Source organism: Rhodococcus sp. IEGM 1408 (genome assembly GCF_033142235.1).
Classification (GTDB): domain Bacteria; phylum Actinomycetota; class Actinomycetes; order Mycobacteriales; family Mycobacteriaceae; genus Dietzia.
On record NZ_JAWLRW010000004.1, the window covers coordinates 14,215 to 33,040 of the forward strand.

The window sequence follows — 18,826 nt, forward strand, 5'->3', positions numbered from 1 at the left end:
GGGATGTGGCACGATCGCCTCATGTACGTGGTGACGATCGACCAGCGGCACAGCCGCCGCGCCGAGGACCGGGTGCCGCGTCTCCTCGAGGCGCTGGCGGGCGTTCCCTGTGTGTCCGCGTTCGACCGCACGGCCGGGGATGAGGTCCAGGGCCTCCTCGACGACCCCGCCGCCGTGCGGTCCGCGCTGCTCATCGCCCTCCGCGAGGGCGAGTGGCACTGCGGCGTGGGGGCCGGAGAGGTCGACGACGACTCCTATTCCACCGGCACCCGGGCCGGCCGCGGGCCCGCCTATCTGGCCGCGCGCCGAGCGGTGGAGGCGGCCAAGGGGCTGCCGGGCTCGGTCGCGGTGCGCGTGCCCGCCGACGCCGGCGGCAGGGCCGAACGCGGAGCCGCCGGTGGTCGGGCCGGGTCCGGGGCCGGTGGCGGTATTGCCGAGGATTCTGCACCCGCGTGGGCCGCGGACTGCGAGGCGGTGTGGGCGCTCGTCGCCCCGCTGGTCCTGCACCGCACCGAGGCCCAGTGGCGGGTCGTCGACGTGGTCGACACCTCTGACACGCAGACCGCCGCCGCAGCTGAGTTGAGCATCGCCCCCGCCTCGGTCACCGGGGCCCTCAAGCTGTCGCGCATCCGCGAGGAACGGGCCGCCTACCCCGCACTGGACAGGCTCCTGTCCGGGGCCCACGCCGCGGCGACGGGGGCGACGCCGTGAGCACCTGGCCGGAGTGGATCCCCATCGCGATAGTGGTGGCGCTGAGCCTGATCGCCTCCGCCGGGCTGGGCTCCCCCATCGCCTCGCTCGTGCTGCGCTCGGCGCGCGTACCGGCGCCCCCGACGGTCGAGGTCACCGGCGACGCGCGCACTCCCGTGGTCCAGCGGCGCGAGCACCCGGAGCCGCAGGTCCGCGAGGTCCTGCGCGGCGGGATGTGGATCGGCATCCTTGAACGCGTGGGGCTCACGGCGGCGATCCTCGCCGGCCGCTTCGAACTCGCCGCGGTCGTGGTGGCCATCAAGGCCCTGGGCCGCTACCCCGAGCTCCGCGAGAACCCGGCGGTGAGCGAGCGGTTCATCATCGGCACGCTCGCCTCGCTGCTCGTCGCGGCGGCGTGCGGGGCCGCAGGCCTGACCGTCCTACACGCGATCAACTGACCACGAGGAGACACGCATGCTGACGATCCGCACCGCGACCGTCGCCGATGCACCGGCCATCGGCAGGGTTCTCGGCGACGCCTTCCGCGACGACCCGACCTGGGCGCAGTTCCTCCCCGACCCGGCCACCAGACCGGAGAAGCTGGCGAGGTACTACCGGCGCCGCGTGCGTCGTCATCCCGAGCGCGTCGACGTGGCGATGGACGACGGCCGCCTGGTCGGTGCGCTGCTGTGGGCGCCGCCCGAGCGCGCGGGCGGGCTGACCGCGGCCCGCCGAACGGCCCGGCGGGCGACGTCGCGGTTCCTGAGCAGACTCCCCGGCGGCCGAGGTGCCAGGCATACCCTCGCCGTCGAGTCCTACCGGCCCACCGGGCCGCACTGGTACCTCCGCGATATCGGCGCCGGACCTTCCGCTCGCGGCAAAGGCGTCGGATCAGCCCTGCTCGAGCACCGTCTGGGACTCATCGACCACTCCGGGGCCGAGCCGGCGTTCCTCGAATCCACCACCTCCGGAAGCCGGCGCCTCTACGAGCGATTCGGCTTCGAAGCGGTGGGGTCGATCGCCACCGAGCCCGACCACTCCTCCACGGCCATGATCCGCCACTCCGGCGCCAGGGCGGGATAGAACCGGCTCCAGACAGGGACACCCGAGTCGCTCAGTACTCTCACCCGTATGACGGCAGACTTCGTGACCCCCGCCACAGACGGCCCCGCCACACGCCCTCCCGCCGCGGACACCCCTACCGCCACCCTCGGCCGGGCGCGGCAGAACGTCATCTACCGCGCTGGCGTCTCCGGCCTCACCCCCGCGGTGCCGACCGGCGCCGAGAAGCTCGAAGCCGCCGCCCGCCGCGCCCTACTGCGCCGGCCCGGCGGGAGGAAGGCCTGGGCCTACATCTACGGCGGAGCCGGGTCGGGGGCGACGATGGCCGCCAACCGCGAGGCCTTTGACCGGCGCCGACTCGTCCCGCGCATGCTCCGCGACACCTCGCAGCGCGACCTGTCCACCACAGTGCTCGGTCAGAAGCTCCCCGCTCCCGTTCTGGTCGCACCGATCGGCGCGGCCGGGCTGGTCCGCCGTGACGCCGACCTGGCGGTCGGCCGGGCCGCCGCACAGCGGGGGTTGCCGTACATCTTCTCCTCGCAGGGCTCCTCGCCGATGGAGGAGACGGCCCGCGCGATGAAGGACGCCCCACGTTGGTTCCAGCTGTACTGGAGCAGCGACGAGCAACTGGTCGACAGCTTCATCTCCCGGGCGGAGGCCGCCGGCGCCGGAGCTCTGGTCGTCACCCTGGACACCACCACGCTCGGCTGGCGGCCGTGGGACCTGGACCTCGGATCACTGCCGTTCACGCGCGGGGTCGGGATCGCGCAATACACCTCGGACCCCCGCTTCACCGAGATGGTGGCCGAGCGGGTGGCGCGCGAGGCCCGAGCGGGCGCCGGGGCCGAGGCCGGGGCCGAGGCCGGGGCCGGAGCGGGTGCCGGGGCCGATGCAGTCAAGGTCACCCCCAAGGCGGCCCTCACGCTGCTGGAGATGGCGCGCAACCACCCGGGCTCACTGCGGCAGAACCTCCGCGCCCCCGAGACCCGCGCCGCCGTGCAGACGTTCCTCGACACGTTCTCCAACCCGGCACTGAGCTGGGACCACATCGCCACCCTGCGGGACCGGACCCGATTGCCGATCGTCCTCAAGGGCGTCCTGCATCCCGACGACGCCCGGCGGGCCCTGGACATGGGAGTCGACGCCGTCATGGTTTCCAACCACGGAGGCCGTCAGGTGGACGGGTCGATCGGCACCCTCGACGCGCTCGTGGCGATCCGCGACGCCGTCGGCCCGGAGCCGACGCTGCTGCTGGACTCCGGCATCCGCACAGGGACCGATGTGGTCAAGGCCATGGCGTGCGGCGCCGATGCGGTGACGATCGGCCGTCCGCACCTCTACGGTCTGGCGATCGCCGGGCAGCAGGGCGTGGGCGAGGTGCTGGACAACCTGCTCGCCGAGATCGACCTCACGCTGTCGCTGTGCGGCGCGAGCTCGTGGAACGAGGTGGGCGCCTCGCTCCTGGCGTGAGGCGCCCACGACCCCGTTCCTCGGTCAGCGGGTGGGTTCGGCATCCTCCGGCAGGAGGTGCTTGAGAATGTCGGCGATCGTGATGACGCCGACGAACCGACCCTGGTCCATCACCGCGGCCAGCTGCTCGCTCTGCTCCCGGGCGGCACCCAGTGCTTCGTACACCGGTGTCCGGATGTCGAGCACCATCACCGGTCGGGTCAGCGGAAGCACCGGGCTGTGGTCCGGCTCCATCAGGGTGTCGCGGACGTGCACCACCGACGGCACCGGCGCTTCGGAGTCCAGGACCAGTATCCGCATGTGGCCGGTCCGTGCGGCGGCCTCGTGGACCTGTGCCACGGTGGCGTCGGCCGGGACCGCCGTCGGCTTCCTGGAGGTGTCGACCAGCGCCCCGACGTCCAGGTCCTCCAGCCCGAGCGCCCCGGCCAAAGGGGAGCTGAAGGACTGGTCGAGGGCGCCGGCCTCGGCGGAGTGTTCCACGAGTTGGCGGATGGTGTCCGCGTCCTGCCCGCCCACGGCAGCGCGTTCGACGGGGGTGACGCCGCTGGCCGAGACCAGACGGTTGGCCACCGCGTTAACCCAGCTCAACAACGGTCGGAACACCCAGATGAATCCCCTGGCGGGAATCCCGATGAGCTTCGCGGCGAACTCCGGGTGGGCGATGGCCCACGACTTGGGGGCCATCTCCCCCACCACCAGATGCAGGAAGGTCACGAACAGCAGGGAGAGACCGAACGCCACACCGCCGGCGAGCTGGTCCGGCGCACCCCACGAGGCAAAGGTCGGCCCGAGCCAGGAGTCCACAGCGGGCTTGGTCACCGCGCCCAAGGCGAACGTGCACGCCGTGATGCCCAACTGGGCCCCGGCGAGCATCATGGTCAGCTCGTGGATCCCGCGCAGTGCCGCACGCGCGGAGGCGCTGGTCTCCGCGTCCTTCTCCAGCCGGTGCTTACGAGCACCGAGGAGCGCGAACTCGATCACCACGAAGAATGCGCTCAGGACGATGAGCGCGGCCGTGATGGCCGTGACGGCCAGGGGGTTGTCCATCACAGCGCACCACCCTTCTCCGAGGACCCGCCGGGTTCGCCCGTATCGAGAGGATCACTCTCCGCTGTCGCTAGCGTCAACCTCAACTCGCTGGGAACCAGCCGTGCCACCTCGAGTACCTCGATCTCCACCGCGACCTGCTCCGGGTGCTCGGTGATCACTTCCCGGGGGTCCATCGGCAGAACCACGGTCACCGTCTGCCCCACCTCGGGCAGCTCTCCGTGGGTCGCGATCACCAGACCCGCCATCGTCTCGTAGTCGCCGTGCGGGAGCTGGCGCCCGAGGGCCCGCTCCGCCTCGTCGACGTGCACGTCTCCGTCCATCCGCCAGCTGCCGTCCTCCTCGACGGCGATCACCGACTCGAACCGGGCGTCGTGCTCGTCGGTGAGTTCGCCGACCAGCTCCTCCGCGAGATCCTCGATCGTCACCACTCCCGCGAAGCCCCCGTACTCGTCGACCACCGCGGCGAGCTGGGTTCCGGACCGGGTCAGGGTCGACAGGGCGTCCGGCAGCGACATCAACGAGGGCACCACCACAGGGGGCCGCATCAGTTCTGACACCGCCGAGGCGTCATCAGCACCCGCGCGCAGCAGGTCCGCCAACTGGACGATCCCCACCGGCTCCTGGTCGGCGTCGACCACCGGATACCGCGTGTGCCCGGTGGCCATCATCGCCCGGATCTCGCCGACGGTGACCTCGGGTGCGACCACGCTGGTCTGAGGCCTGGGGATCATCGCGTGCTCCACCGTGCGATCCGGGAAGTCCAGGATCCGGTCGATGAGGACCGCCAGGTTCTCGGGCAGATCACCACTGCTGCGGGCGTCGGCGACGATCCGATCAAGGTCCTCCGCCGTGGCAGTGGAATCGAGATCGTGGACGGGCGTGACGCCGACGAGACGCAGCAGCAGGTTGGCGGCCTGGTCGAACACCACGATGAGCCAGCCGAACACGGTCAGGTAGATGGTGGTGGAGCGGGCCAGACGGCGTGCCAGGGGTTCGGGGCTGGCGATCGCCAGGTTCTTGGGATACAACTCCCCGAAGATCATCTGTACGACGGTCGCGGCGACCAGTGCGATCACGGTACCCACCGATATGCTCACCGCGGCCGGGACGCCGACTCCGCCCAACAGCGTCCCCAGTGACTCGCCGACCAGTGGTTCGGCCACGTAACCCACGAGCAGTCCGGTGACCGTGATGCCCAGTTGGGCACCCGAGAGCATGAACGACGTCCGCTGCGTGACCTTGAGCGCACGCTGCGCCGCCACATCCCCCGCCTCGGCCCTGGCCTTGAGCCGGTTCCGGTCGACGGACATGTAGGCGAACTCCTGCGCGACGAAGTAGCCGTTCACCGCGATGATGGCCAGGATCGCCAGTATTCCCAGAAGCAGCGTCAGGATCGTCGTGACCATCGGTTCACCCGCCCTCGGTGCAGATCGGCCCACCGGCGATCCCGGTGGTGGGAACCGGGCAAAAAGCAGCTCGGGCCCGGGTCGTCACACGACCCGGGCCTTCTCGAGGGGGTACCCATCAGGGAACTTCGCACACTCCGGTCTGGAATAGGAGAACTCGTCCCCTCCGAGTATGGCTGATCTCGACCGGCAGAGTCGGCGGCTAGATGATCGGCACGCCATCACGCTTGGCCTCGGCGGCCTCCTTGACGAAGCCGCGGACCAGCACGAAGAGCACGCCGGCCACGATCACGGGCCAGATGAGCACATAGATCGTGAGAAGAATCGGTGTCATGTGCGGTTCCCTTCCTAGACGCGGACGACGTCGTCGTCGTCGTTGTTGTTGTCGGTCCTCGCCGCGGCTACGGCGACGGCGTCTGCTTGCGCTTCGGCCATCTCCTCGGCGACCTCGTCGGTGTCGTAGTCGGCGGTGCGGAGCGCGATCTTGTCGAAGTCGAAGTTCATCGAGCTGCGGAACGACAGACCCACGCAGACGAGCGTGCTCACCGCGTACGCGACCAGCGAGGCCGTGAGGGTGTCGTAGTCACGCAGGAAGCCGAAGATGAACGGCGAGCTGACAAGCGCGGCGACCGTGCCGAGCACCAGAGCCACCCGGAGCCCGAAGAAGCCGAAGACCATCAGGCCCAGCACCACACCGACACCCACCACCGCCAGCAGTTCGATCCCATATGCCAGCACGCCGGTGTCCGGGATCCACCCGAAGCGGGTGGGCAGGAACACTGCCAACGCCGCGAGGACGGAGATGGTGAAGGCCTTGTTGTTGACCTTCTTCCAGTAGAAGCTCGCGATCACCGGGAACACCAGGGCGCCCCACAGTGCGCCCACGAACACCAGCAGGTCGAGGATGTTGAACCTGATGTTGGCGAAGAACAGCGCCGCGACCGTCGCCAGGATCATGGTGATCCGGCCGACGGTGAGCATCATGCGCGGGTTGGGCAGCTTGCCGCGGCTGCGCATGCTCTGGCCGTACCCGTCGCTCATCGCGATGGAGGACATCGCCGCGAGATCGGAGTCGGCGGTGGAGGACAGCGAACCGATGATCATGATGAGGAACACGGCGACCAGCCCGGCGGGCAGGTACTCGGCGGCCACCTGCGGCAGCAGGTTGTTGGGGTCGCCACCAGCCGGTGAGATACCGGCGTAGAGGGCGAGCACTCCGACCATCCCGATGCCGATGATCGTCGCGCCGTAACCGATGGTCGCGGTGATGAAGGTCGGCTTGATCAGGTCCTCGCGCACGGCGAAGAGCCGCTGCGCGATGGTCTGGTTACCGATGGCATAGGCCAGGACGGCGGCGATGTACGGCGCACCCTGGTTGAGGAAGGCGTCCGAGGAGAAGAAGGACCCCTGCTCCGGGGTGAGGTTGCCGGCGCCGGTGGTGAACAGTTCGACGCCACCGAGGAAGAAGAACATCGACGGCACGATGATGATCACAGCGCTGAGCATGGCCACGACCTGCGCGAAGTCGGTGAGGACCGACGCGCGGAAGCCCGACCACAGCGTGTAGAGCAACACGCCCGCGGCGATCACGATGACGCCCTGGATGAAGCTGAACGGGCTGAGCATGGAGATCAGTGCGCCGCCGGCGATGAAGTTCGACGTCAACGAGATGACGGAACCCAGGATGTTGGATCCGGCCAGCATGACCTGGGAGGACCGACCGTGGCGGGCGAACATGACCTCGGCCAGGGTGTGCGCCTGCGGCGCGACCTTGCGGATGCGCTTGCCGAAGGGGTAGATGAACAGGATCATCAGGGCGCCCCAGAGCCCGTAGTGGATCGGCCCCGAGATTCCGTAGAGGTAGCCGGAGTTCACCGAGGCGTACATCGATGACGCCCAGATCCAGGTCGCGGTCATCGATGCCGCGGAGATCCCGAATCCGATCTGGTGACCGGCGGTCATGAAACTGTCCGCGTTCTCGTCCTTGCGAGCGATCCGCATGGACATGTACATGGTGCCGCCATAGAACACCAACAGGAGTAATACGACAGCCGTTGCGCTCAGTGCAGTGTTACTTCCGAGCAATTCCATCTGTCCCTTTCACTCTTATTTTGTTGTGCCAACTTTCTGAGCATAGGGAGTGAGACGGCTTATCGAAGAATCGGTGCGGAGCGACATTTGTCGGATCGGCTAAACGTCAGGGGCCTCAATCCGAGTTTCAGGCCAGAATCCAGGGCCGCCTCTAGAGGTAAACCCCAAACGGCCCGAAAGTAGCCGAGGCCGCTCCTAGCAGCGGATACTCCGCAAGAACGTGCGGGCAGCCGCAAGGAAGTGCGCCCGCGGACGCGGAGAGCCGAGAGCTATCAGGCGGGCCGGGCAGGCCAGGCGGCACGCCAGTGCGCAGGGGTGGCGTCGGTTGCGGGGACCGGGAGCCGGGACTCGGCCTCGCGCAGCTCCTGGGCGAAGCGCCGGACCGTCTGTCGGTACGCCACCTCTGCCGAGCCGGAGTCGTCGCCGGAACCGTCGCCACCGCGGGCGTCGTGGTCCCCGACCTCGTCGCCGAAACCGACGCTGCCGCTACAGTCGCCGCCGCGGGCGGCACGCTCGCGGAACAGCCCCGCAGGATCCACGCGGACCACCCGCATCTCCTCCGGCACCAGCTCATCGGGGATCCCGGCCGAGCGGGCCCGCTCCAGGACCTTCTGCCCCAACGCCAACGCGGGCAGGTCCCAGGGGATGCCCTCCACCACCCCGCGGGGCGGGCGGCCCACGCGCTCGGCGGCCTTGGCCTCCTGCCACAGGCGGTCCTGCTCAGCTGCATTGAGGCCCACGGCACCGAGACCGGTCGCGCCCGTGTCCTCAGTAAACCAGTACGGCGCGCGCCGGCGCAGCTTGTCCAACAGCGCCCCCGCCACGTCGTGGATGTCGAACGCGCCCTGCGATCGCTCGGCACCGATCGCCGAGTGGAACAGCACCTGGAGCAGCAGGTCACCGAGCTCGGAGACCAGCTCGTCGCGGTCACCGTCCGCCACGGCGTCGACCAGCTCCCACGACTCCTCCAGCAGGTACGGCAGGAGCGAGGCGTGGGTCTGAGCGGACTCCCACTCGCCATCCCGCCGGATGCGGGTCATCACCTCGACGGCCTCGGCCAGCCGGTCACCGGCCGACCGTTCCCTGGCCCCCGTCGAGAAGACTGTTTCGCTCGTATCCGCCGAGTGGATTCGTGCGGAACGCTCTTCTCGACGGGGACCGGGCGCGGGGCCGGGCGCGGGGCCGGGCGCGCGGCCGGGCGCGGGGTCAGGCGCGGGGTCAGGCGCGGGGTCAGGCGCGCCGCCCGGGTCAGCGCTCATCGCGCGGTGCTCACCGGGCCGCCGCCGTCTCCGGCTGGATCACCGGCGAGGACCCCTCGGGATCCCCTGCCATCGCGGTGACGAAGTCGGCGGCGTACTGCAACATCTCGTCGTCGCGCGCCTTCTCCCCGCCCGCACCGGCGCGCGCGCCGGCGGCCTTGGGCAGCGGCAACAACACGGTCTTCTGCGTGGCCCGGTACTGCGCGGCCGGGTACATGCGCTTGAGCCGGATCTGCTGGGAGTCCAGCAGGTCCAGCGGGCCCACGCGCAGGCGGCTGCCGGCCAGCACGATCTCGCGGACCTTGTACTTCTGGCACACCAGCCGCAGTCGCGACACCGACACCACGCGGCGGGCCGCGGTGGGCATCGGGCCGTAGCGGTCGACCAGCTCCTCCACCACGGCGTCGATGTCCTCCGGCGCCCGCGCCTGCGAGAGCTTGCGGTAGGCCTCCAGCCGCAGCCGGTCGCCGTCGACGTACTCCACGGGCAGGTAGGCGTCGACGGGCAGCTCTATGCGGATCTCGCCCACTTCTTCCTCGACCTCGACGGTCTTGCCGTCGGCGATCGACCGGTACGCCTCCACGGCCTCGCCCACCAGACGGATGTAGAGGTCAAAGCCGACGCCGGCGATGTGCCCCGACTGCTCGGCGCCCAGCACGTTGCCCGCCCCGCGCAGCTCGAGGTCCTTCATCGCCACCGCCATGCCGGCGCCCAGGTCGTTGTTCTGGGCGATGGTCGCGAGCCGGTCGTAGGCGGTCTCGGTGAGCGGCTTCTCCGGGTCGTAGAGGAAGTAGGCGTAGCCGCGCTCGCGGGAGCGGCCCACGCGCCCGCGGAGCTGGTGCATCTGCGACAGACCCAGCTGGTCGGAGCGATCCACGATCAGGGTGTTGGCGTTGGAGATGTCCAGGCCGGTCTCGACGATCGTCGTACACACCAGCACGTCGTAGTCCCGGTTCCAGAAGCCGCCCACGGTCTGCTCGAGCTGCTCCTCCCCCATCTGTCCGTGCGCCACCACCACGCGCGCCTCGGGCACCAGGTCGCGGATCTTGGCGGCGGCCGAGTCGATGGTCCGCACCCGGTTGTGCACGTAGAACACCTGGCCCTCGCGCAGCAGCTCGCGGCGGATGGCCGCGGCGACGTGCTTGTCCGAGTGCGCGCCCACGTACGTCAGCACGGGCAGCCGCTCCTCGGGCGGGGTGAGGATCTGGCTCATCTCGCGGATCCCGGCCAGCGACATCTCCAGCGTTCGCGGGATGGGCGTGGCGGACATGGTCAGCACGTCCACGTGCGTGCGCAGGGAGGTGATGTGCTCCTTGTGCTCCACGCCGAAGCGCTGCTCCTCGTCCACGATCACCAGACCCAGCTGCTTCCACCGCACGGCCGTCGCGAGCAACCGGTGGGTGCCGATCACCACGTCCACCGTGCCGTCCGCCAGCCCGGCGAGCACCTTCTTGGCCTCGGCGTCGGAGGTGAACCGGCTGAGCCCCTTGATGGTCACCGGGAAGCCGGTCATGCGCTCGGAGAAGGTGGACAGGTGCTGCTGCGCGAGCAGCGTGGTGGGCACCAGCACCGCCACCTGGGTGCCGTCCTGCACGGCCTTGAACGCCGCCCGCAGCGCCACCTCGGTCTTGCCGTAGCCCACGTCGCCCACCACCACGCGGTCCATGGGGGCGGTCTTCTCCATGTCCCGCTTGACCTCGTCGATCGCGGTGAGCTGGTCCACGGTCTCGGTGAACGGGAACGCGTCCTCCATCTCGCGCTGCCACGGGGTGTCGGGGCCGAAGGCGCGGCCCGGCGCGGACTGGCGCTTGGCGTAGAGCTGCACCAGCTCGGTGGCGATCTCGCGGACGGCCTTGCGGGCCTTGCGCTTGGTGTTCTGCCAGTCGGCGCCGCCCATCTTGCTCAGCGTCGGCGCCTCGCCGCCCACGTAGCGGCTGAGCTGGCCGAGTGACTCCATCGGCACGTACAGCCGGTCGCCGGCCGCACCGCGCTTGCCGGGCGCGTACTCGATCACCACGTACTCGCGCCGGGACGAGCCGTCGCCGCCGCGCACCTGCCGCTCGACCATCTCCACGAAGCGGCCGATGCCGTGCTGGTCGTGCACCACCGGGTCGCCGGCCTTGAGCGCCAGCGGGTCCACCTGGTTGCGGCGCTTGGAGTGCCGCGCCTTGGGGCGCGTGGTGGCGCCGAGCCGGTTGCCGGTGAGGTCGGTCTCGGAGACGACGACGAGGTGGTCGGATGCCCCATCGGCGGCAGTGTCCGCGGCGGCGCCAGCGCCGGCGGAGAGCGTGAACCCGCCGTGCAGGACCCCCTCGTACACCGACACCAGGCCGGCTGCCGGCTCGGACCCCGCCGGCGCGGCCGTGGCCGGGACCTCCGCCCCCGACAGGCGTTCCAGTACGCGCGCGACGGTGCCGTGGCCCGGGACCACCACCGCCGCCCGGCCGCCGCTCGAGACCAGCGCGCGCAGCCGCACGAACATGGCCTCCATCTCCGAGTCCTTGCCGCGCGGGGCGGGCGGGTCGCCGGCGAGGGCGTCCACCACGACGCCGTCCTCGGGGTCGGTGAGGAATCCCGGCGGGACCAGCTGCCACCACGACCGCCCGGCGGCGGTGGCCTCCGCGCGGACGGCGGAGAAGGTGCGGTAGCCGGAGCCCGACAGGTCCAGCGTCTCGCTGTCCACCGGGGCGTCGCCGCCCATCGTGGCCGCAGTCCACGAGGCCTCGAGGAACTCCCGACCGGCCTGGGCCAGGTCGGCGGCGCGGCGGCGGACCTTGTCCGGGTCGCACACCACCACGCGGGTGCCCTCGGGCATGAGCATCGGCAGAGTGGCCATCTCCTCCGGCACGAGCACCGAGGTCAGGGCCTCCATGCCGTCGCGGGGGATGCCCTCGGCCAGCGAGTCCAACAGCTCGGCCAGCGTCGGGTTGCCCCGGTGCACGGCGGCCAGCTCTCCGGCGCGGGCGCGGACCTCGTCCGTGAGCAGCAGCTCGCGGCACGGGTAGACCACCGTGGCCTCGACCTCACCCTCAGGCAGCGAGCGCTGGTCGGCCACCGCGAACTCGCGGATCTCGGCGATGGTGTCGCCGTCGAACTCGATGCGCAGCGGGTGGTCGGACGTGGTCGGGAAGATGTCGACGATGCCGCCGCGCACCGCCACGTCCCCGCGCCGGGCCACCATGTCCTCGCGGTTGTAGGCGAACTCGGTCAGCGTCGCCAGCAGGACCGCCGGGTCCAGCTCGGCGCCCCGGCTCAAGCGGATCGGCTCCCGGCGGGCGGCCCCGGGAGAGATGGGCTGCACCACCGACCGCGCCGCCGCGACGATGATCCGCGGGGCCTGTCCGGCCATCACCGAGCTGAGGACCTCCAGCCGGCGACCGATCGTGTCGGCCGCGGGCGAGAGCTGCTCGTGCGGCAACGTCTCCCAGCTGGGGAACTGCGCCACCTCGTCGTCGAACAGTCCTGCCAGCTCGTCGGCCAGTTCCTCACACTCGCGCTCGGTGGCCGTGACCACCAGCAGCGGCGCGCGCCCGGCCAACGCCGACACCAGGAAGGGCCGCAGCGACTCGGACGACCGGACCACCGCGGCCTCCCGGTCGAGGCTCTCGCGCAGGTCGGCCAGGGCCGGGTTGGCGACGACCGCACCCGCCAGCCCGACGAGGGAGGCGGTCGTGGGGCTGGTGGCAGTGGTGGTCACGCGGGTTCGTCCTCCGGGTCGGGACAGGTCGAGCAGGGGGTGCGACGCCTCGGGTCGCTGGCGATCCACCAGTCTAGTGGCGCGGACGCGGCGGTAGCCTGTGCGCATGCGCCAGACCACAGACGCCGAGGACGCTCGGCCCGCCTCCTCGTCGGGCTCCGCCCCCGCAGTCGACCCCGCGATTGACCCCGCGTACTCCCCCGCCGACATCGGCTCGAGGGTCTTCACCGACCGCTGGATGGGCGTGCTGCTCCTGGTGGGCTCGGCGCTCGGGTTGCTCGCGTCGTTCCAGCTCAGCCTGGACAAGATCCACCTGTTGGAGAACCCGGACTTCATGCCGGCCTGCAACTTCTCCATCCTCATGAGCTGCAAGAGCGTCATCAACTCCGAGCAGGGCGCGGCCTTCGGGTTCCCCAACCCGTTCATCGGCCTGGTGGGCTACGCCGTCCTCATCGCGGTCGGCGTCGCCGCCGCCTCGGGCGTGCGCTTCCCGCGCTGGTACTGGGTGGGCGCGCTGCTGGGGCTGACATTCGCCGCCGGGATGGTCCACTGGTTGGCGTACCAGTCCATCTTCTCCATCCAGGTGCTCTGCCCGTGGTGCATGGTCGTGTGGGCCGTCACCATCCCCATGTTCTGGTACACGCTGCTCCACGTGCTGGCCAAGCTCACGCACGCCGGCTGGGTGCGTGCGCTGCAGCGGTGGCACCTCGTGCCGGTGGTGGTGTGGTTCCTGGCGGTGGCGGGCGTGATCCTCTGGGCGTTCTGGGACTTCTACTGGGCGGACTTCTTCGGCAACCTCTGACCGACGAGCCCGACGGTCGTCCTCCACCACCAGACCTCCCTCGCTACCCTGCCCCCCCCCCCCCGAGTTTTGTCGTAGCCACTGCGTCGAATCCGCGATCTCGTCGCGCTGAGTACGACAATTTTCCGCGGCGCTGCTGGTTGCCGCAGTCACCGCGCTGGGAGCAGCGGACTGTCGCGGAGCCGAGAGCCGAGAGCCGCGCGCCGCGAGCGGCGACGTGGTCAGCCGCCCGCGGCCTCCGCCTGCTCGACCAGGTGGACCACCGCCTCCGCGTGCAGCCTGAACAGCGCCCTGACGTCAGCGTCCCCGGTCAACGACGCCAGGAAAATCCCGTCGCCGCCGGCCAATGCGTACGTCGCCAACAGTTGGGCCGCCTCCACCGTCAGGCGCGGCCGCACCTGACGCAGCTCCTCCGCGATCCGCTCGATCGCCTCGGCCCGCAGCCGGAGGTAGATCCCACGGGCTGCCGGTTCCACAGGCCGCTGTTCGAGCGCGAGCATGAGCACCAGTCGCAGGAAGTCCGGTGACTCGCGGAAGGTCTGCGCCACGCCCAGGCAGAAGCCGGACACCCGCTCGGCCAGCGACTCCCCTGCCCCATGGGTCACCCGGCCCAGCCACAGCTCGATGCTCTCCTCGACGACCGCCGCGAGCAGCGCGTCCTTGTCGGCGAAGTGCCAGTAGATCGAGCTGGCCGGCAGCCCGCTGGCTTTGCTGACCTGCGCGATCGACGTCCCTTCGTACCCTCGCTCCCCGGCGACGGCGGCTGCGGCCTCGATGATCTTCCGCCTGGACTCGCGGCCCTTCGCGCGGGTCCGGCGCGGGGTGGCCTTCTCGGCGGGGGGCTTCGTACCGTCTGACCTGCTCGGTTCTGCCACGAGACCGCCTCCCTGCTGTGTCCAGCGCCTCATTGCGTGAGTCCGCCATCGAGGATTACCGTAATGATCACTACAGTACAGCGCGGCAGCGAGTGCCGCCGGAGGAGGCCGGAAGAGAAGGTGGAAGCAATGATCGAAACCCTCACCCGTAATTGGTGGATGCAACTGGTCCGCGGCGGCCTGGCGATCGCGTTGGGTGCCACAGCGCTCGCCGCATCCAGCACCAGCATGGTGTTCGCCGTGTTCCTGGTGGCCGCGTTCGCGATCGGCGACGGCGCCATGAACGTCGTCACCGGACTTGAACTGCCGGCCGACCACCGCGGCCGGAGCGGCCTGCTCGCCACCGGCGCGGGGTTCATCATCCTAGGCCTGGTGGTGCTGTTCTGGCCGGGCCTCTCCGCGACGGCCCTGACCCTGCTGTTCGCCGCCTGGTTGGTGGCCAACGGGGCGCTGGTGGCCTACGGCGCGCGCACGCTGCGTGCGCAGATCTCCGATTCGTGGGTCATGGTGACGGTGGGCGCGGTACTCGTCGCGCTCGGGTTCGGGCTGGCACTGTTCGGCTCGGCCGCGACGGAGGGCTTCGTGACCTTCGCCGGCTGGTTCGGCCTCGCCGTGGGCGCGGTCATGGCCGCCGTCGCATTCCGCCTGCGCGCCGACGTCGACCGGCTGCCCGCACCGGTAGTCATGGCCTGAGCGACGCGGCCGAGAAAAACCGCTGAGGGCCCGGACGTGAACTCACGTCCGGGCCCTCAGTCCTCCTTTGTCCGGGCTCTACGGCTGAGCCGGGCCCGGCCGCAGATCCCGGCCGGCGGGGTCGCCCTCCGGGCTGCTCGGCGCGTTGTACTCCGCCAGCACCCCGGTCTCGAGCGTCGGAGCGGGTTCCAGGTGCGAGAGCCCGTTGAAGCACAGGTTGACGATGTGGGCCGCCACCTCCTCCTTGCAGGGGGCGCGCACGTCGAGCCACCACTGGGCGGTACCGGAGACCATGCCCACCAGTGCCTGCGCGTATACGGCTGTCGTGACGGGGTCAAATCCCCGGGCCACGAACTCCTCCTCGAGGATGTAGGTCACGCTGGCCGTGGCATCGTTGAGCAGCGTCGAGTACGAGCTGCCACCGACCGTCGACGACTCGCGGACCAGGATCCGGAAGCCGTCCGTGCGCTCCTCCACGTAGCGCAGCAGCGCCATCACCGCGCGCTCGATCCGCCGACGCGACCCCTCACCTCTGAGCGACTCGGTGATCTCGGCGCCCAGGTAGGCCAGCTCCCGATCACACACCACGGCGTAGAGGCCCTCCTTGCCGCCGAAGTGTTCATAGACCACAGGCTTGGAAACGTTCGCGGCAGCCGCGATCTCCTCCACCGTCGCGGCGTCGTAGCCGTACTCGGCGAAGATCTGGCGGCCCACCTCGACCAGTTGCTGCCGCCGCTTGGCGGCCGTCATCCTGGTCCTCGGCGCCGGTACTGCCTCGCCCGTCATAATCCGCCCTCCCTGTTGTGTTACGAGGATAGACGGCGCGAGCACAGCGAGCAGACGGCCGCTGACCAGGTGACTGCCGCTCTCCAGCGGGGCCCAGTGGTGCGGGCAGGTCTGCACTGCCCCGCCCCGCGGGCGTATGCCAGACTATTAGCGACCCGGACAGGGTCGGTCCCCCGTGGTGTAATCGGCAACACTCCTGATTTTGGTTCAGGTATTTCAGGTTCGAGTCCTGGCGGGGGAGCTCGAGTCAGTTGCCACGCAGATCGCCGGGCGTGAACTCCCGGTCCGGACGCGGTCCGACGGGCTGGTTGGCTCCGGTCATGTGAACCGCTCCTCCTCCATACGGGCGTAGATCTCCAGCAACTCGAGTCCGTGGGTCCCGGCGTCGCCCTCGGCCTCCAGACCCGTGCGCATCCCCTCCAACAGCTCCCGCCCGTGCGGGAACGGCGGCAGGAGCGGGACGTCCGGGTCGGTGACCGCCTCGATCACCGTCGGCCGGTCCGCCGTGAACGCCGCGACCAGCGCCGCGTCGAGCTGCTCGGAGTCCTCCACCCGCACGCCGCGCAGGCCCAGCAGTTCGGCGTAGCCGGCCATGTCGAACTGCGGCACCTCCTGCGACCGCGCGAACCGCGGCTGCTGTTCGGACTCCCGCTGCTCCCAGCTGACCTCCGCAAGGTCGCCGTTGGCCAGCACCACCACGACCATCGTGGGGTCCTCCCACGTCCGCCACGCCTCGGACACGGTGATCAGCTCGTTGATCCCCAGCATCTGCATGGCCCCGTCGCCGGCCAACACCACCACCGGCTTCGCGGGCGCGCTGGACTTGGCGGCGATCGCGTACGGGATCCCACAGCCCATGGACGCCAGCGTGGACGACAGGTGCGCGGGAACGGTCGTCGGCAGATCCATCTGCCGCACGTAGTGGTACACCGAACTACCCACGTCCACGGCGAGCCGGGCGTCGTGCGGCATCTGCAGGCAGAGCCGCCGGGCGACCAGCTCCGGGTTGAGGCCCCGCGCCGGCACGTTGGCGCGCTCGGCGGAGATCTCGCGCCACTGGCCCACCCACCTCTCCACGTCGGCTCGCCAGGCGGTCCGGTCCCGCCGGGCCACCCGCTCGGTCAGCGCGCTCAGCGCGAGCGTGGCGTCGCCGACCAGGCCCACCTCCACCGGGTAGCGGTTGGCGAGCTTGGCCGGGTCGAGGTCGATCTGCACGGCCCGCGCCTGCCCGGGCACCGGGTAGAACTCCGTCCAGGGGTCGTTGGACCCGACTATCAGGAGGGTGTCGCAGTTCTGCAGGATGCGCGCGCTCGCCGTGGTCCCCAGGTGCCCCATCGTGCCGCCCACCAGCGGCCGCGACTCATCGACGTACGGCTTGCCCAGCAGGCTCATCGTCACCCCGGCGTCCAGGCGCTCGGCCAGCTCCATCAGCTCCTGCTGCGCACCGGCCATGCCCCGTCCGGCCAGGATCGCGATGCGCTCCCCCTCGTCCAGCAGCCGGGCCGCGCGGGCCACGTCGTCGTCGCGAGGTGTCACCACCCCGTGGGTCCACTCGGGCGCGGTGACCACCACGCCGTGTTCCTGGCCCTCCTCACCGCCCAACTCCGGCGCGGGCGCGTTCTGCACGTCGTGAGGAAGGACGACGACGACGGGGGTCCGGTGCGTCAGGGCCGCGCGGAACGCCCGGTCGATCACCATGGGCATCTGCTCGGCGGCCACCACCGTCTGCATGAAGGCGCCGGCGACGTCAGCGAACACGCTGCTCAGGTCGATCTCCTGCTGGTAGTCCGAGCCGAGCACGCTGGTGTGCTGCTGGGCCACCAGCGCCACCACGGGCACGCTGTCGAGCTTGGCGTCGTACAGCCCGTTGAGCAGGTGCGCCGCGCCCGGGCCCTGCGTGGAGTTCACCACCCCCACGCCGCCCGAGTACTTGGCGTCGGCCACCGCCATGAACGCCGCCGACTCCTCGTGGCGCGCCCGCATGAACCGCGGGCCCACCTCGGAGCGGCGCAGCGCGCCGAGCAGCGGGTTGTTGCCGTCCCCGGCGTAGCCGTAGATCCGTTCGACGTCCCAGGCCACCAGCCGTTCGACGACGAGGTCGGCCACCGTCTTGTCCTGTGCCATCTGCTCCGCCTTCCGATGCCCGCACCTGCGAGTGGGCCCCACCGTAGGGGTCGCACCCGTCGGCCTCCACCGGTCGGTCGCGGGCCTCACCGGTTGTCCGCTCGCGGACCGGCACCTAGCGTGCGCGCCATGGACACCTCACTCAAGGCCATCGCACTGGTGTGTTCGCTCAAGGCCTCCCCGGCCGAGTCGAGCAGCGAGCTCATCGCCCGGCAGATCCTCGACCAGATGAACCCGCACGGGATCTCCGGCGAGACCCTGCGGGTGGCCGACTACGACGTGCGGCCGGGGGTCGACGACGACATGGGCGACGGCGACCAGTGGCCTGCCATCCTCGAGAAGATCCGGGCCGCCGACATCCTGGTGCTGTCCACGCCCACGTGGCTGGGCAACCCGTCCAGCATCGCCCAGCGGGTGCTCGAGCGCCTGGACGCGCAGCTGTCGGCGACCGACGACGAGGGCCGGCCGGCGATGTTCGGCAAGGTCGCCGTGGTAGCGGTGGTGGGCAACGAGGACGGCGCCCACAAGATCGTGGCCGACATGTTCCAGGGCCTGAACGACATCGGGTTCACCATCCCCGCGCAGGGCTGCACCTACTGGAACAACGAGGCCATGAACCCGGTGGACTACAAGGACCTCGACGAGACGCCGTCGGCGGTGGCCTCGACCATAACCACGCTCTCGTCCAACGCCGCGCACCTCGCGCGGTTCCTCAAGGCCGAGCAGTACCCGGCGGTCTGACTCACTACCTCACCTCGCATGAGGACGTGAACTCCCCGAATGTCGCACCCGGGTGCTGTGATGCACTCGTCGCGGTGGGT

16 protein-coding genes and 1 tRNA gene are annotated in these 18,826 nt (G+C 70.4%); 8 read left to right on the top strand and 9 right to left on the bottom strand.

Annotated elements, in window-relative coordinates; translation table 11 throughout:
* Positions 1–3: 3 nt before the first annotated feature.
* Genes R4P08_RS07380 through R4P08_RS07395 form a run of 4 tightly spaced genes read left to right on the top strand, consistent with a single transcriptional unit; the run spans position 4 to position 3,222 of the window.
* The gene (locus R4P08_RS07380; protein WP_317813149.1) at positions 4–711 is read left to right on the top strand and encodes a hypothetical protein; all 708 of its coding nucleotides are present in this window, start codon (positions 4–6) and stop codon (positions 709–711) included.
* Positions 708–1,148, top strand: coding sequence for a hypothetical protein (locus R4P08_RS07385; protein ID WP_317813150.1), 441 nt, complete (start codon positions 708–710; stop codon positions 1,146–1,148). Before R4P08_RS07380 ends, R4P08_RS07385 begins: the two co-directional genes overlap by 4 nt.
* 16 nt (positions 1,149–1,164) lie before the next feature.
* Positions 1,165–1,773, top strand: a complete 609-nt coding sequence (locus R4P08_RS07390; RefSeq protein ID WP_317813151.1) for a GNAT family N-acetyltransferase — start codon at positions 1,165–1,167, stop codon at positions 1,771–1,773.
* 48 nt (positions 1,774–1,821) lie between these two features.
* On the top strand, positions 1,822–3,222 hold the full coding sequence (locus R4P08_RS07395; protein ID WP_317813152.1) for an alpha-hydroxy-acid oxidizing protein: 1,401 nt from the start codon (positions 1,822–1,824) through the stop codon (positions 3,220–3,222).
* Between the two features lie 24 nt (positions 3,223–3,246).
* Here R4P08_RS07395 and R4P08_RS07400 read toward each other — a convergent pair whose 3' ends face one another.
* The 6 genes from R4P08_RS07400 to mfd all read right to left on the bottom strand — a co-directional run bounded on the left by R4P08_RS07400 (position 3,247) and on the right by mfd (position 12,725).
* Positions 3,247–4,269 (bottom strand): hemolysin family protein, encoded by a 1,023-nt coding sequence (locus R4P08_RS07400; protein WP_317813514.1) that lies wholly within the window; start codon positions 4,267–4,269, stop codon positions 3,247–3,249.
* Positions 4,269–5,678, bottom strand: coding sequence for a hemolysin family protein (locus R4P08_RS07405; RefSeq protein WP_317813153.1), 1,410 nt, complete (start codon positions 5,676–5,678; stop codon positions 4,269–4,271). Before R4P08_RS07405 ends, R4P08_RS07400 begins: the two co-directional genes overlap by 1 nt.
* Before the next feature lie 202 nt (positions 5,679–5,880).
* The gene (locus R4P08_RS07410; protein WP_317813154.1) at positions 5,881–6,012 is read right to left on the bottom strand and encodes a putative transporter small subunit; all 132 of its coding nucleotides are present in this window, start codon (positions 6,010–6,012) and stop codon (positions 5,881–5,883) included.
* A gap of 14 nt (positions 6,013–6,026) precedes the next feature.
* A complete protein-coding gene (locus R4P08_RS07415) occupies positions 6,027–7,679 on the bottom strand; it encodes a sodium:solute symporter family protein (RefSeq protein ID WP_411741178.1) in 1,653 nt (550 codons plus the stop codon).
* A gap of 362 nt (positions 7,680–8,041) precedes the next feature.
* Complete coding sequence (locus R4P08_RS07420) at positions 8,042–8,809, bottom strand: MazG nucleotide pyrophosphohydrolase domain-containing protein (protein WP_317813156.1); 768 nt, start codon at positions 8,807–8,809, stop codon at positions 8,042–8,044.
* Positions 8,810–9,038: 229 nt separating this feature from the next.
* A complete protein-coding gene (mfd, locus tag R4P08_RS07425) occupies positions 9,039–12,725 on the bottom strand; it encodes a transcription-repair coupling factor (protein ID WP_317813157.1) in 3,687 nt (1,228 codons plus the stop codon).
* A gap of 106 nt (positions 12,726–12,831) precedes the next feature.
* Here mfd and R4P08_RS07430 point away from each other — a divergent pair, with 106 nt between their 5' ends.
* Positions 12,832–13,527, top strand: a complete 696-nt coding sequence (locus R4P08_RS07430; protein WP_317813158.1) for a vitamin K epoxide reductase family protein — start codon at positions 12,832–12,834, stop codon at positions 13,525–13,527.
* Between the two features lie 221 nt (positions 13,528–13,748).
* Here R4P08_RS07430 and R4P08_RS07435 read toward each other — a convergent pair whose 3' ends face one another.
* Positions 13,749–14,402, bottom strand: a complete 654-nt coding sequence (locus R4P08_RS07435; RefSeq protein WP_317813159.1) for a TetR/AcrR family transcriptional regulator — start codon at positions 14,400–14,402, stop codon at positions 13,749–13,751.
* Positions 14,403–14,531: 129 nt separating this feature from the next.
* Here R4P08_RS07435 and R4P08_RS07440 point away from each other — a divergent pair, with 129 nt between their 5' ends.
* Complete coding sequence (locus R4P08_RS07440) at positions 14,532–15,095, top strand: HdeD family acid-resistance protein (protein WP_317813160.1); 564 nt, start codon at positions 14,532–14,534, stop codon at positions 15,093–15,095.
* Positions 15,096–15,173: 78 nt separating this feature from the next.
* On the opposite strand, the gene R4P08_RS07445 is transcribed toward R4P08_RS07440, so the two are convergent.
* Positions 15,174–15,845: a TetR/AcrR family transcriptional regulator gene (locus tag R4P08_RS07445; protein ID WP_317813161.1), complete on the bottom strand. Its 672-nt coding sequence runs from the start codon at positions 15,843–15,845 to the stop codon at positions 15,174–15,176.
* A gap of 205 nt (positions 15,846–16,050) precedes the next feature.
* Between R4P08_RS07445 and R4P08_RS07450 the strand changes: the two genes are divergently transcribed.
* Positions 16,051–16,122: transfer RNA gene (locus R4P08_RS07450), tRNA-Gln, on the top strand.
* Positions 16,123–16,199: 77 nt separating this feature from the next.
* Here the strand turns inward: R4P08_RS07450 and R4P08_RS07455 are convergent.
* A complete protein-coding gene (locus R4P08_RS07455; protein ID WP_317813162.1) occupies positions 16,200–18,005 on the bottom strand; it encodes a thiamine pyrophosphate-requiring protein in 1,806 nt (601 codons plus the stop codon).
* Between the two features lie 129 nt (positions 18,006–18,134).
* On the opposite strand from R4P08_RS07455, the gene R4P08_RS07460 reads away from it, so the two are divergent.
* Positions 18,135–18,746 carry a flavodoxin family protein gene (locus R4P08_RS07460; RefSeq protein ID WP_317813163.1) on the top strand — a complete coding sequence of 204 codons (612 nt, stop codon included), beginning with the start codon at positions 18,135–18,137 and terminating at the stop codon, positions 18,744–18,746.
* Positions 18,747–18,826: the final 80 nt, after the last annotated feature.